Origin of the sequence: Alistipes indistinctus YIT 12060, assembly GCF_025144995.1 — a bacterium.
Lineage (GTDB): Bacteria > Bacteroidota > Bacteroidia > Bacteroidales > Rikenellaceae > Alistipes_A > Alistipes_A indistinctus.
Genome location: NZ_CP102250.1, coordinates 2,298,549 through 2,313,154, shown reverse-complemented (window position 1 = coordinate 2,313,154; position 14,606 = coordinate 2,298,549). Strand labels below are relative to the sequence as shown.

Below are 14,606 nucleotides of genomic sequence, written 5' to 3'. Positions count from 1 at the left end.
AACCAAAACTGACGCACAAACCATACGAACCAAACCACTACCTAACCACCCCAACCGAACCTCTCTCCCGATGAACAGACGCGACTTTTTAATACGCAGTGCCTTGCTGGCCGCCGGAGGCTTCGTCTCCGCGGCCTCGCCGGCGTTGGCCGAAACCGCCGCGAAGGCGGCTGCGGCAGCCGGGGCCGCAAAGGCGGCCGGCGGTCAGTTCAGCTTCGACAGCGACATCTACAGCCAGTTCCGCAACCCGGACATCCGCTACCGCCCCTTCGCACGGTGGTGGTGGAACGGCAACAAGGTGGAAGCGCACGAGCTGGTGCGCGAACTGCGTCTGTTGAAAGAGGCGAACATCGGCGGCGTGGAGATCTACCCCGTCGGGCTTCCGGAGGATACCGACGACGCGGGTATCCCGACGCTCAAGTGGCTCAGCGACGAGTGGATCGACATGGTGAAGGTGACCCTCGACGAAGCGGACCGGCTCGGCATGACCTGCGATCTGATGGTCGGCACCGGCTGGCCCTACGGCGGCGATTTCGTGCCGCACGAAGACCGGGCGCAGGTGGTGGTGGTCGATGCGGTGAAACTCACCGGCCCCACCGTGTACGAAACCTCGGCCTACAGCATTTTCAAACGAGCCGACCCGGAAGCGACGACGCCCGCCGACAGCCGCACGTTCGAGTTGCTGTCGCTCTCGCTGGTCCCCGACCCGCTCTCCTCGCTCGACCGGGTCAGGGACCTCTCCGGCCAAAAAGACAACGACCTGATCCGCGTCGACGTTCCAGCAGGCGACCACTATTTCTATGCGTTGGTCAAGGTGCACGATTTCGCCGGGGTGATCAACGGCGCCCCGGGAGGCGACGGCCCGTTCATCGACCACATGAAAAAAGATGTGGTGCAGAAATACCTCGACCACATGTCCGACACGATCCAAAAACGGATCGGGCCGCTCGCGGGCCGCATCCGTTCGTTCCTCACCGATTCGATGGAGCTCGAAGGGTCGAACTGGACGGATTCTATGGCCGACCGGTTCAAGGAGCGTTACGGATACGACCTGATGCCCTACCTGCCGCTGATGCTGTGGAAGACCCACCGCCTCGGCGACGTGTGGGAGTACAGCTACGGGGCACAGAAATCGCCCGAGCTGCAGGAGGCGATCGACCGCGTGCGCTACGATTTCGAGACGCTGAAGGCCGAAATGCTCGACGAGTGCTACACGCAGACCTACTGCAAATGGTGCAACGACCAGGGAGCGAAATCGAAAGGCCAGGCCTACGGCCGCGGCTTCTTCCCGCTCGAGAGCAGCCTGCACTACGACATTCCCGAGGGGGAGGCCTGGACGACCAACTACCTCAAGCACCGCCTCGGCGAAGAGATGCCCAACGACGACTACCGCCGGGGCCGCGGCTACGTGATGATCAACAAATACGTCTCTTCGGCGGCGCACCTGACCGGCAAACGGGTCGTGAGCTGCGAGGAGATGACCAACACCTACCACGTCTTCAACGCAACGCTCGAACTGCTGAAAGTAGGTTCGGACCAGAGCATCATCTCCGGCATCACGCAGTCGATCTACCACGGTTTCAACTACTCGCCGCCCGCGGCTCCGTTCCCCGGCTGGATCCGCTACGGCTCCTACTACAACGAGAACAACCCGTGGTGGCCGTACTTCAAATACTTCAACACCTACAAGGCGCGCCTGGCCACGTTGTTGCAAAACGCGGACATGTACACCGACATCGCGCTGCTCACGCCGATTCCCGACCTGTGGACGCGCTACGGCGTACAGACCGAACCGTTCCCCGGCCCCGGACCGCTGGCGGTGCCCTACACCTCGCTGGTGTGGGAAGCGATCCATAAACACGGCGGCGGATGCGATTACACGTCGGAACGCGTGATCGCCGGCTCGACGGTCGAAAACGGCAAGCTGTGCTACGGCCCGAAACAGTACGGCACCCTCTTCCTGGTGGGTATCGAAGGCATCGAGCCGGCTACGCTCGAAAAGCTCCATACGTTCGTACAGCAGGGCGGCCGCATCTTCTGCATCGAACGTTACCCGTCCAAATCGCTCGGCTTCGTCGATTACGAACGGCGCGACAGGGAGGTGCGCGACTGGGTCGAAAAGCTCAAAGGCTACCCGGAGCGTTTCATCCTGCTTGAACGGCCCGAAGGCGACGATTTCTACGCATGGTATCCGGCCATGTGCGAAAAGTACCGCATCCCGCACTACCTCGGCTTCTCGTCGCCCGACCGTTACCTGATGCAAAACCGTTACCGCACCGACGACGGCACCGAAATACTTTTCTTCGCCTATGCGAACCGCCGCGAACCGCACCGGACCGAAGTGCGCGTCGGGCCGGAAGTGGCGGGAGGCCGCTACCCGTGGCTGCTCGACACGCAGAGCGGCGAGCGTTGGCGCATTCCTTCAGAGGGTGGCACTTTCACGCTGGAATTCGGCCCGTGCGACTCGTATGTCGTGGTGTTCGACAAGCAGAAAAACGGCGAACCGTGGCGGCCGCTGCCCGCCGCCGGAGCGAATGCCCAGCGGCTCGAAGGCTGGGACGTGGAACTGCGCCACGGCCGCGAGGGATGGACCAAATCCACGCGCATGCAGACCTTGCTCGACCTGCGCGACACGGAATTCACGAGTTTCATGGGCACGGCCGTTTACCGCAAGAGGTTCGACGCGGACGAGTTGCGGGGCACCGTACTGAACCTCGGCGAAGTGGCCGGGGTGTCGGACGTGCGCCTCAACGGCAAGGAGCTGGGGGTACAGTGGTACGGACGGCGCCTGTACGACCTATCGGGGGCCTTGGAACCGGGTGAAAACGAACTCGAAGTGCGCGTGACCACGACGATGGGCAATTACATGAAGACGCTCACCGACAATAAGATCGCGCAAAAGTGGACGAACCGCAAAAGCAAGGAACAGCCGCAGCAGTCGATGGGCCTGCTGGGTCCGGTAACGGTCTACCGCAACCGGGCATAATCCGGCGTGCGGCCCGGGAACAGGCCGCCCCCGGAAACGACTGCCGCAAGAAGTGCCGGACGGGACCCGGTGCGGCACGAACGGAACACAGAAAATGAAACAACGCATTTACGACCAAACAACATAGCAAAACAGACAAAATGATGAGAAAAACAACAATCCTCACGCTGACGCTCTCCCTGCTCAGTTCCGTACAATTGTGGGCCAAAGATTACCGGGTTTCGGACTTCGGGGCCGTGGCCGACGGAACCACCCTCAACACGCGTGCGCTCCAACGTGCGATTGACGTCATCCATGAAGAAGGAGGCGGCAAGCTGATTTTCCCGCTGGGCCGCTACGTCTCCGGGACGCTGCACCTGCTCTCGGGCGTAACGTTGCACCTGGAGAGCGGCGCCGTGCTGCTCGGCTCGAACAACCCCTACGACTACGACCGCGAACCGGGACTGAACACCGCGTTCCTGCTGGCCAGGGGTCAGAAAAACATCGGCGTGACGGGCGAAGGGCTGATCGACTGCCGCGGCCGCCAGACCGCCTATAACCTCGTGGACCTGATCCACCGCGGACTGGTCGACGACCGGCTGGGACTCGACCGCCCGAACGAAAGCATCCGCCCGATGATCTTCTACTTCCGCGAATGCGACGGCGTAACGGTCGAAGGCATCAGCCTGAAAAACTCGGCCAGCTGGGTGCAGACCTACGATCAGTGCAAAAACCTCAAGATCGACCGCATCAACGTCGAGAGCAATGCCTACTGGAACAACGACGGCCTCGACATCGTCGACTGCGAGAACGTCACCGTGACGAACTCCTATTTCGACGCTTCGGACGACGCGATCTGCCTCAAATCGCACAGCGGCGCCCATATGTGCCGGAATATCCTGATCCGCGACAACGTGGCGCGCTCGGGAGCCAGCGGCATCAAGTTCGGCACCGTATCGGCCGGGGGATTCAAAGACATCAGAATCATTAACAACAAAGTATACGACACCTACCGTTCGGCCATTACGATCCAGGCCGTCGACGGCGCCAAGGTCGACAACATCTTCGTCGATTCGCTCTATGCGATCCATACCGGCAACGTGATCTACCTGCGGATCGGCGACCGCTGGAGCAGCGGCAGGCAGCCCTCGATGAGCAACATTACGATCCAGAACGTATACGCCGAAGTTCCGGCCGGCAAGCCCGACAAAGGCTACGACTACGAGGGTCCGCAGCACCATATGCCGCGCAACATTTCGCCTTGCGGCATCGTCGGCCTCTCCGACCACGACATCACGAACGTAACGCTCCGCAATATCAAGATCATCTACCCGGGCGGCGGAAATCCGTTCTTCGCCTACCGCGGCCTGACTCCCGCCGAGCTGGACAGCATTCCCGAAGCGAGGAAAAGCTATCCCGAATTCTCGCAGTTCCGCGAACTGCCGGCCTGGGGCTTCTACATCCGCCACGCGAAGAACATCACGATGGACAACGTGCAGCTGATCGCACAGAAACCCGACTACCGCCCGGCGATCGTGCTCGACGACGTACACGGGATCAAATTCGACAACGTGACCTACACGGAACCGGGCGCAGAGAAGAAGCAACAGCTCTTCCCGTACCAGTCGACCGAAGTGACCGTCAACCAGTAATCCGACAACCTGAATCCCCATAGCGATGAACCTCACAAACAGACCCATACGCAACATGCTGCTCTCCCTGGCAGGCCTGTTCGCAGCGGCAGCCACCCTACAGGCGGCTCCGGCTGCAGCGGCCAAAAGCGATACGGGCGGCGCAAACGGCAACGCTTACTACCAGCAGTTCCGCAATCCCGATCCCAAGTACCGCCCCTTCGTGCGGTGGTGGTGGAACGGCGACAAGGTGAACGCCGACGAGCTGCGCCGCGAGCTGTACCTGCTCAAGGATGCCGGTATCGGCGGCGTGGAGATCAACCCCGTCGAGTTCCCGCGCGGAGCCGACGACCTCGGGGCGAAGCCGCTGTCGTGGCTGAGCAAGGAGTGGATCGACATGCTCGCCGTGGCTTTCGACCAGGCCGAGAAACTCGACATGACCTGCGACCTGATCGTAGGCTCGGGCTGGCCTTTCGGCGGCGAGTTCCTCAAAGGAGACGAACGCGGCCAGGTGATGGTCGTCGGCGTCGAAAAGCTCGAAGGACCGCAAGAGTACACCACATCGGTCTTCTCGCTGCTCAAGGAGGCCGACCCGGCCATCAGCAAGGCCTATAAAGGACGCGTGCCGCACCTGCTCTCGCTGCAACTGGTTCCCGAACCGCTCGGCAGCCTCGACCAGGTGATCGACCTGAGCGACAAGATCGACGAAAAGGGGGCCTTCACGATCGATATCCCCAAAGGCAAATACGCACTCTACTCGCTGGTGCGCATCGACTCGTTCGGCGCGGTGATCTGCGGCGCCCCCGGCGCACAGGGGCCGACGCTGAACCACCTCGACCAGGCGGCCGTCGAAAAGTACCTGAACCACATGTCCGATGCGATCCAGGATCAGCTCGGCCCGCTGCGCAACTACATCCGTTCGCTGTTCACCGACTCGATGGAACTCGAGGGTGCGAACTGGACGGGCGATTTCGCCGCCGAATTCAAAAAGCGGCGCGGCTACGACATCATGCCCTACCTGCAGTACACGATGTTCAAGACCGGCGGCATGGGCAACGTCACCGACTACAACTACGCCGCGGAGATGACCCCCGAGTTCAAGGAGATGATCGACCGCATGCGCTACGACGTCGAGCTGACGAAAGCCGAAATGTTCCGCGACCGTTTCACGATCCCCTACACCGAATGGTGCAAGAAGCTCGGCGTGCTGTCGCGCGCACAGGCCTACGGCCGCGGCTTCTTCCCGCTGGAGAGCGGCATGTACTACGACATTCCCGAGGGCGAGTCGTGGACGACCAACTGGCTCCAGCACCGCATCGGCGAAGAGATGCGCAACGACGAGTATCGTGCCGGACGCGCCTACACGATGATCAACAAGTACATCACTTCGGCTGCCCACCTTACCGGCAAACGCCTGATCAGTGCCGAAGAGATGACCAACACCTACCGCGTCTTCAACGCGACGCCCGAGTTCCTCAAGATCGGCTGCGACCAGAATGCCCAGGTGGGCGTGACGCATTCGGTATGGCACGGCTTCAACTACTCGCCCGCCGAAACGGAGTTCCCCGGCTGGGTGCGCTACGGGTCGTTCTACAACGAAAAGAACAACTGGTGGCCCTATTTCAACTACCTGAACACGTACCGCGCACGCGTTTCGTCCCAGTTGCAGAACGCCGACATGTACGCCGACATCGCGATCCTGATGCCGGTGGCCGACATGTGGACGACCATGGGCATGCAGAACGAACCGTTCCCCTCGTCGATCAACCGCCCGTACCAGACCCTCGTCTGGGAGGCGCTGAACAAGAACGGCAACGGCACCGACTACGTTTCCGAACCGATCATCCGCGACGCGGAGATCCGCAGCGGCCAACTGTGCTACGGCAAACGCAGCTACAAGGATCTCTTCCTGGTGGGCGTCGAGCGCATGGAACCCGCAACGCTCGCGAAACTGTACGACTTCGCCCGGCAGGGCGGCCGCATCTTCTGCATCGAGACGGTACCCTGCAAATCGCTCGGCTGGAACAACCACGAACAGCGCGACGCCGAGGTGCAGGAGTGGGTAAAGAAACTCGAGGCGATGCCCGACAACTTCATCCACCTGGAAAAACCCGCCGACGACAATTTCATGGCGTGGTATCCCGCGATCCAGAAGCAGTACGGCCTCACCCCGTCGGTACAGATCGAAAGCCCCGATCCGTTCGTAATGGCCAACCTCTTCACGCGTGACGACGGTTCGGAGATCTACTTCTTCACCAATGCGCACCTGCACAACAGCCATTCGACGCGGCTGGTTTTCCCGAAGGAGGCGACCCGCAAGAATGCGTGGGTGTGGGATCTCGACAACGGCGAACGTTACCGCCTGCCGCTGGACAAAGAGGGTGCTTTCGTGCTCGACCTCGGTCCGGCCGACTCGCGCATGATCGTCTTCGACCACGACAACAACAAGAAGGCTCCGGTGTGGAGTCCGCTGCCCACGACCGGTACCGACAGCCGCACGCTGACGAATTGGGGCGTCGAATTCCACCACAGTCTCCAGCACTGGATCAAAACCGCGACGATGGATACGCTGAGGGACCTGAAGGATACCGAGTGGAAAGCCTTCACGGGACGGGTGGTGTACCGCAACGACGTGGAAGTGGACGATCCGCAGGGCATGATCCTCAACCTGGGCAAGGTGTACGGCATCGCCGAGGTGAAGGTGAACGGCCGTGACCTGGGTGTCAGCTGGTACGGACGGCGCATCTACGACCTCTCGGATGTGCTGCACAAAGGCTGGAACCGGATCGAGGTGACCGTCACCACGACGATGGGCAACTACCTGCAGACCTGGACCGACAACAAGCTCGCGCAGCAATGGACGAACCGTCCCGGCCGCCCGCAGCCGGTTCAGTCGATGGGCATGGCGGGCCCGGTAACCCTGTACCGGGAATAATACCCCGGCGATCGCGCACGGAGCGGTTGCCCCGGAAACTTTTCCGGCGGAAAGTTCCGAAAAAGAGCCGAGAAGCAGACTCCGGCCCGGGCCCGAAAAAGCCCCGGAGCGCCGACCGGCCGTCCCCGCTGCAAGCTACACTTTTCCAAACACATAATGCTTAACAAAACACTTACAAATAAAACGACTATCGACATGAAAAAAACAAAAGCCCTGATTCTCTCGCTCCTGCTGCTCGTATGCTTCGGCGGAGCCCAGGCCAAGGACTACAATGCGTCGCTGTTCGGCATCAAATCGAACGGTACGACGATGAACACCACCGCGATCCAGAAAGCGATCGACTACATCCACGAACAGGGCGGCGGCCGCCTCGTCTTCTACGTGGGCCGTTACCTGACCGGTTCGATCGAACTGAAAAGCAACGTGACGATCCACCTCAACGAAGGCGCCGTGCTGCTGGGCTCGACCAACCCGTACGACTACCGCCAAATTCCCGGCACATGGCTGGGCCTGATCCTCGCCAACAAAGCCGAGAACATCGGCGTTACGGGCCGGGGCGTGATCGACGGCCAGGGCCGAGAAACCTCGTACAACTACATCGACCAGATCCAGAAAGGCGTGATCAAGGACGAGCTGAAATACGACCGTCCCGCTTCGCGTCCGACGCTGATCTTCCTGCGCGAGTGCAAAAACGTGGAGATCAACAACGTAACGTGGAAAAACTCGGCCTTCTGGGTGCAGATCTACGACCAGTGCGAGAACCTCAACATCGACCGCATCACCGTGGACAGCAAAGCTTTCTGGAACAACGACGGCATCGACATCGTCGACTGCAACGGCGTGAAGCTGACCAACTCGTTCTTCGATGCGACCGACGACGCGATCTGCCTCAAGTCGCACGATCCGAAAAGCATCTGCCAGAACATCGAGGTGAGCAACTGCGTGGCCCGTTCGAGCGCGAGCGGTATCAAATTCGGCACCGCATCGCGCGGCGGATTCCGCAACATCAAGATGACCAACATCAAGGTTTATGACACGTACCGTTCGGCCATCGCGATCCAGGCCGTAGACGGAGGCCTGGTCGAGAACATCACCATCGACAGCCTGCACTCCTACAACACGGCCAACGTGATCTTCCTGCGTATCGGCGAGCGCTACGAAGGAGAGAAGGCTAAACTCAACAACGTGACTATCTCGAACGTGTATGCCGAAGTTCCCGCCGGCAAACCCGATGCGGGTTACGAGTACGAAGGCCCGGTGGAAGACCTGCCGCGCAACATCTCCCCGGCCAGCATCACCGGCCTTCCGGGACAGTACGTAACCAACGTGACGCTGAAAAACATCACGATCGTCTATCCGGGCGGCGGCAACCCCAACTACGCGAAAGTGGGCACCGACGCGAAATCGCTGAATGCGATCCCCGAAATGCCGAAAGCCTATCCGGAATTCTCCCAGTTCAAGGAGCTGCCCGCATGGGGCTTCTATATCCGCCACGCGAAAGGCATCACCTTCGATAACGTGACCCTCACGGCCGAGAAACCCGACTACCGTCCGGCGATCGTGCTCGACGACGTACACGGCGGCGACCTGGAGAACGTAACGATCAACGACCCGGATAAGAAGAAAAACGAGATCGTCGTCTTCCAATCGACCGACATCAAGAAATAACGAAACGCCTTACGCGGAAAGGCCGCAGCGTGCTGGCGGCCTGACCTGCGCCGATAAAAAAGGCCGGAATCGAATGGTTCCGGCCTTTTTTATGACAACTATACTTCGGCACGTTCTGCCACGACCGCACCGGCTCCATTACAACGTACCGTCTATTGGCCCAGACCCTTTTGCGGAGACCATTATTTTCATTATTTTTACATCATCCGGTCACGTCTCCCCGTTGCGGAACGTTGTATCTTCCGGACTGCATATCCGAATCCAACCCCGACCACCGGACCCGACACCCGTGCCCTGCATGCCATACGCGCCCATGAAACCCGATCCGCAGCCTGTTTCCGCCACCGCCTCCAAACCCGTATCCGCCCCTCGAACAGCGTCCGGCACGGGATCCGGACCAGCCTCCGAAGCCGGATTCAAACGCCGGTTCGTCCCGGGGTTCTCGTCCGCGGTCCGTTGCCTGTTAACAGGATTGATACTCTCCCTTTGTACTGTATTTCAGGGTGCGGCACAGCACACGGCACAAAACGCCCCGAACCCGGAAAATCTTGCAGACACAGCCATTCCCCGGATAAACAGCACGGATGGTCCCGCAAACCGCCTGCCTGGCGGGGAGAACACGGCCATTTCCGACGGCGAAGTTTCGTGCTTCGGGCGACTGCTGGTCCAAACGCCGCAGGGACGTATCGAACCGGTAGACACATATGCCTCCGAATTGCTCCGCAAGCTGCACCACCGCGATCACTACGGACGGCTGACGGCTACGGAGTGGCTGCTCGGGGTGCTCGCCGATCCGGACCGCTGGAGCCGCGAACCGTTCATCTACCTGCCGGATAAAAGCGTCCGCACGCTGCTTGCCGGGGCACAAGCCCCCCGAACGGACGGGGCTCACCTGGACCCGGGATCTGCCACGGGCCGGACATCGCAGCCCGCCGCAGGCAAATACGCCGCACTGCATGATTTTTTCGATCCGCAGGGCGGGTACCGGCTCGCAGGTGCAGTCGAAAAGGCCTATGCAAAAGCTCCCGGGGCACGCGACAAGCGGGACAAAGAGCTGCTCAAGGCCGATGAGAAGGTCAATATCCTGTACGGCCTGCTGGCGGGCCGTATGCTGGCGATGTTTCCCACACCGTTGCGTTGGTACTCGCCGGGGGACGACCTGAGCGGGCTCGCACGGGAAGATTCGTTGCTGATCGCCAAAATCCTGCCGGCCTACTCCGCCGCGCTCGCCGGCGGCACCCCTCCCGGCGAGCGTGCCGAACTGCTCGGCATGATCGAAACCTTCCAACAGGCGCGCGGGGCCGGCATGCTGCCCTCCCCCGCCCGCATCAGCGCCGAAATCTTCTACAACCGGGCGGATATTTTCCGTACCGCATTCCGGGCCTACCTGCTCCTCGGTTTCCTGTTGCTGGTCGTCGCGACAAACAGCAACACCCGACGCAAAAAAGCGCTCTTGCAAACCACGAGTAAGCGCCGACGCTGGCTTCCGCGCCTGCTTACCGTGCTGATCGTCGCGGTATTCCTCTGGCAATGCGCCGGGCTGGGGCTCCGTTGGTACATTTCCGGGCGCGCACCGTGGACGAACGCCTACGAATCGATGGTCTACGTCGGCTGGACGACCGTCCTGGCCGGGCTGATCTTCGCCCGCCGTTCACAGCTCGCACTCGCATTGGCCACACTGATGGGCGGAGTGATCCTCTTCGTCTCGAACCTCAACTGGCTCGACCCGCAAATCACCCCGCTCGTACCGGTGCTCAAATCCTACTGGCTGATGATCCACGTCTCGGTCATCACCGCCAGCTACGGCTTTTTCGGCATCGCAGCCGTCACGGGACTCGCGTCGCTGATTGCGATGATCGCCGGACGCCCGCGGCACGACCTGCGGATCATCGGCGAACTGTCGATGCTGATCGGGCTGGTGCTGTTAGCGGCGGGGATCTTCCTCGGGGCGGTATGGGCCAATGAATCGTGGGGGCGTTACTGGGGTTGGGACCCGAAGGAGACCTGGGCGCTGATCACGCTGTTGGTCTACACTTTCGTCACGCACTCGCGCCACATCCCACGCCTGAGCAACGACTTCGCGTTCAGCGCGATGTCGCTCGCCGCGATCGCCTCGGTACTGATGACCTTCTTCGGCGTGAACTACTACCTGTCGGGACTGCACTCCTACGGCGGCAGCGGCGAAGTAGCCTTCGCACCGGCCGCCGCAGGCACGGCAATAGCGGCCGTACTGATCCTCTGGGCCGGAATCCGCTATCGCCGCCTGCAGCGCTGAACGCCCTCCCCCCTGTCCTGACCATTCTCCGGTCCGCGGCATATACGCTTTCCGCATCTCTTTCCGGCTGCATGCATGCCTTTTCCAGACTCCGTCTCACGGAAATTACAGTCGCTTATTTCACCAATATTCCGGACAAACCGGCCGGCCGCAGCCGTAAATATTTAGCCGTGCGCCCGGCAAACCTATCGTTTTTCTTGTTATATTTGTATGATTGCCTGCCCTTGAGAGGGCCCCGATCTCCCCGGCAACCGGAACTAAAACACGAAAAATAAACCCGTTAACATGCAGACAAAAAGATTTATCGGAGAGAACCCCAAAGTGGGTATCCGTCCCGTGATCGACGGACGCCAGGGCGGCGTACGCGAGTCGCTCGAAGAACAGACGATGAACATGGCTGGGCGCGTGGCCGAACTGATCACCTCGACGCTCAAATACACCGACGGCACGCCGGTACAATGCGTAATCGCCGATTCCACGATCGGACGCGTGCCCGAGGCTGCCGCCTGTGCCGAGAAGTTCCGCAAGGAGGGCGTAGGGCTCACTATCTCCGTTACCCCGTGCTGGTGCTACGGCAGCGAAACGATCGACTACGACGACCGCATGCCCAAGGCTATTTGGGGTTTTAACGGCACCGAGCGCCCCGGCGCGGTTTACCTCGCCGCAGCACTGGCCGGCCACAACCAGAAAGGAATGCCCGCATTCGGCATTTACGGCCACGACGTGCAGGATGCCGACACACAGACCATTCCCGACGACGTGAAAGAGAAACTGCTCCGCTTCACGCGCGCAGGCATCGCCGTAGCGCAGATGCGCGGCAAGAGCTACCTTTCGATCGGCTCGGTGACGATGGGTATCGCCGGATCGATCGTCGATACAGACTTCTTCCAGACCTACCTGGGCATGCGCAACGAATCGGTCGACGAAGTGGAGATTATCCGCCGCATCGAAGAGGGTATCTACGACAAGGAGGAGTTCAAAAAGGCGATGGCCTGGACCGAAAAATACTGCAAAACCAACGAAGGCCACGACTTCAACCCCGCAGACAAGCAGAAAAGCCGCGCCCAGAAAGACGCCGACTGGGAGTATATCGTCAAGATGATGATCATTATGCGCGATTTGATGTGCGGCAATCCGAAGTTGCGCGAATTGGGATTCAAGGAGGAGGCATTGGGCCACAACGCGATCGCCGCGGGCTTCCAGGGCCAGCGCCAGTGGACCGACCACCTGCCCAACGGCGACTTCGCCGAAGCGATGCTCAATTCGTCGTTCGACTGGAACGGCATCCGCGAAGCTTTCGTGATGGCTACCGAGAACGATTCGCTCAACGGCGTGGCGATGCTCTTCAGCAAACTGCTCACCGGCAGCGCACAGGTATTCGCCGACGTGCGCACCTACTGGAGCCCCGAGGCTGTGGAACGCGTGACGGGCAAGCGCCCGACCGGTGCGGCCGCGAACGGTTTTATCCACCTGATCAACTCCGGTGCGGCGAGTCTCGACGGCAGCGGCGAACAGACCAAGGACGGCAAACCGGCGATGAAGCCCTTCTGGGAGATCACCGAGGCGGAAGCCGAAAAGTGCCTGAAGGCAACGACCTGGTATCCGGCCAACCGCGACTATTTCCGCGGCGGCGGCTTCTCGTCGCATTTCGTTTCCAAAGAGGGTATGCCGGTGACGATGGTGCGCCTGAACCTGGTCAAAGGACTCGGCCCCGTACTGCAGATCGCCGAAGGCTACACCGTAGAGCTGGATGCCGATGTGCATAAGGCTCTCGACGAACGTACCGACCGCTGCTGGCCGACTACCTGGTTCGCACCGCGCCTGACGGGCAAAGGGGCGTTCAAGGACGTCTACTCGGTGATGAACAACTGGGGCGCGAACCACGGCGCGTTCAGCTACGGGCACATCGGCGCCGACCTGATCACGCTCGCGTCGATGCTGCGCATCCCCGTTTGCATGCATAACGTCGAAGACGACAAGATTTTCCGTCCGAGCGCATGGGCCGCATTCGGCATGGATCCCGAAGGGTCGGACTACCGCGCCTGCAAAAACTACGGCGGCCTGTACAAATAGAACCGGAATCGGAGAGCGCCATTGCGGTGCGGGCTCTCCGCGATTCCCCAAATCCGGAAACGTCCCGAGAATCGTACGATTCTCGGGACGTTTTCATACCCTACCGCTATGTACCGGAGCGCCGCCTCACGAGCCGACCGACGCGCACGACTAATAAAACCGGAACGACGGCCCGTTCAGCTGCATTTTGTTCACTTGCGAAGGGAGCATAACGTACCCTTGCAGACCGGCGATCAGCGGAACCAGGTTCGATCCCTGGAAAAGTTTGAAACGCATGTGCAGCGGCCAACCTCCGTAAGAGATGCCGAAACTCACCACACGCATCGCAGCATCGATCTTCACGTCGATATTTCCTTTTTTATCGGGAGTCATCTCGAAGCGGGAGATCGTACCCTCCGAACGCGCATACCCGCCGCCGCTCCGGTATGCAGCAGCGGGACTGCCCGGCCAGGCGGCCTGCATGACGATGCTGTCACCCTGAATTTCGATATAGTTGTAACTCGCCCGGGTCTTGGAGGTACTGCGCGAATCATAGATCGCGATCACACAATTACGGCTCTCGAGCGCATGTTTGGCCAGGGAGAACTTCAACTCACCTTCGGCCTGCTGCTGCACCTTCCGCTTCTGCTTGCGTGAAAGCGCCTCCCCGTCGGCAGTATCCACAGCATTCGCGCCGCCTGCCGCAGCAGGGTCTTGCACGACGGGCTGCGTGGCGGGTAAAGCCGGGGAACCGGTTCCGGATCCGGTCTGCGCCGTTGCAGGAATTACTCCAAATGCCATCGCAACCAGCATTTTGCAAAAAATAGATTTCTTCATTTTATCTAAGTATTTAATTCATATCAAGCAAAAACAATGTACCCGCAACCGAACATGAAATCGCATGCGGACCTTTTATCCCTGTATCGTGTTATGCCCGCATCGGACGGCTTCCGGATTCATTACTAACGCCATAATTTATCATGAAGCGCTTCGAGCGTATTCAAAGCGCCTCCAGGCTTTTGGAATTCCTCAAAACCAGAGGCACTCCGCCCGATATGCACGGACACCCGGCATCGGACG

7 protein-coding genes are annotated in these 14,606 nt (G+C 60.4%); 6 read left to right on the top strand and 1 reads right to left on the bottom strand.

Features of this window, described 5'->3' with window-relative positions; translation table 11 throughout:
• Positions 1 to 70 precede the first annotated feature (70 nt).
• From NQ495_RS09600 to fucI, 6 genes are all read left to right on the top strand, one after another.
• Positions 71 to 2,986, top strand: a complete 2,916-nt coding sequence (locus NQ495_RS09600; RefSeq protein ID WP_009133030.1) for a glycosyl hydrolase — start codon at positions 71 to 73, stop codon at positions 2,984 to 2,986.
• A gap of 143 nt (positions 2,987 to 3,129) precedes the next feature.
• Complete coding sequence (locus tag NQ495_RS09595; RefSeq protein ID WP_009133029.1) at positions 3,130 to 4,617, top strand: glycoside hydrolase family 28 protein; 1,488 nt, start codon at positions 3,130 to 3,132, stop codon at positions 4,615 to 4,617.
• 25 nt (positions 4,618 to 4,642) lie between these two features.
• A complete protein-coding gene (locus NQ495_RS09590; RefSeq protein ID WP_009133028.1) occupies positions 4,643 to 7,531 on the top strand; it encodes a glycosyl hydrolase in 2,889 nt (962 codons plus the stop codon).
• Between the two features lie 195 nt (positions 7,532 to 7,726).
• On the top strand, positions 7,727 to 9,199 hold the full coding sequence (locus NQ495_RS09585) for a glycoside hydrolase family 28 protein (RefSeq protein ID WP_009133027.1): 1,473 nt from the start codon (positions 7,727 to 7,729) through the stop codon (positions 9,197 to 9,199).
• Positions 9,200 to 9,671: 472 nt separating this feature from the next.
• Positions 9,672 to 11,474 carry a cytochrome c biogenesis protein gene (locus NQ495_RS09580; RefSeq protein WP_187118310.1) on the top strand — a complete coding sequence of 601 codons (1,803 nt, stop codon included), beginning with the start codon at positions 9,672 to 9,674 and terminating at the stop codon, positions 11,472 to 11,474.
• A gap of 285 nt (positions 11,475 to 11,759) precedes the next feature.
• Positions 11,760 to 13,547, top strand: a complete 1,788-nt coding sequence (fucI, locus tag NQ495_RS09575) for an L-fucose isomerase (RefSeq protein WP_009133025.1) — start codon at positions 11,760 to 11,762, stop codon at positions 13,545 to 13,547.
• 150 nt (positions 13,548 to 13,697) lie between these two features.
• On the opposite strand, the gene NQ495_RS09570 is transcribed toward fucI, so the two are convergent.
• The gene (locus tag NQ495_RS09570; RefSeq protein ID WP_161988854.1) at positions 13,698 to 14,327 is read right to left on the bottom strand and encodes a DUF4251 domain-containing protein; all 630 of its coding nucleotides are present in this window, start codon (positions 14,325 to 14,327) and stop codon (positions 13,698 to 13,700) included.
• Positions 14,328 to 14,606 lie beyond the last annotated feature (279 nt).

Bases quoted from the DNA above. Each gene is read 5' to 3' on its own strand.
- NQ495_RS09600 (WP_009133030.1), top strand. From the start codon at position 71: ATGAACAGACGCGACTTTTTAATACGCAGTGCCTTGCTGGCCGCCGGA.
- NQ495_RS09595 (WP_009133029.1), top strand. From the start codon at position 3,130: ATGAGAAAAACAACAATCCTCACGCTGACGCTCTCCCTGCTCAGTTCC.
- NQ495_RS09590 (WP_009133028.1), top strand. From the start codon at position 4,643: ATGAACCTCACAAACAGACCCATACGCAACATGCTGCTCTCCCTGGCA.
- NQ495_RS09585 (WP_009133027.1), top strand. From the start codon at position 7,727: ATGAAAAAAACAAAAGCCCTGATTCTCTCGCTCCTGCTGCTCGTATGC.
- fucI (WP_009133025.1), top strand. From the start codon at position 11,760: ATGCAGACAAAAAGATTTATCGGAGAGAACCCCAAAGTGGGTATCCGT.
- NQ495_RS09570 (WP_161988854.1), bottom strand. From the start codon at position 14,327: ATGGCATTTGGAGTAATTCCTGCAACGGCGCAGACCGGATCCGGAACC.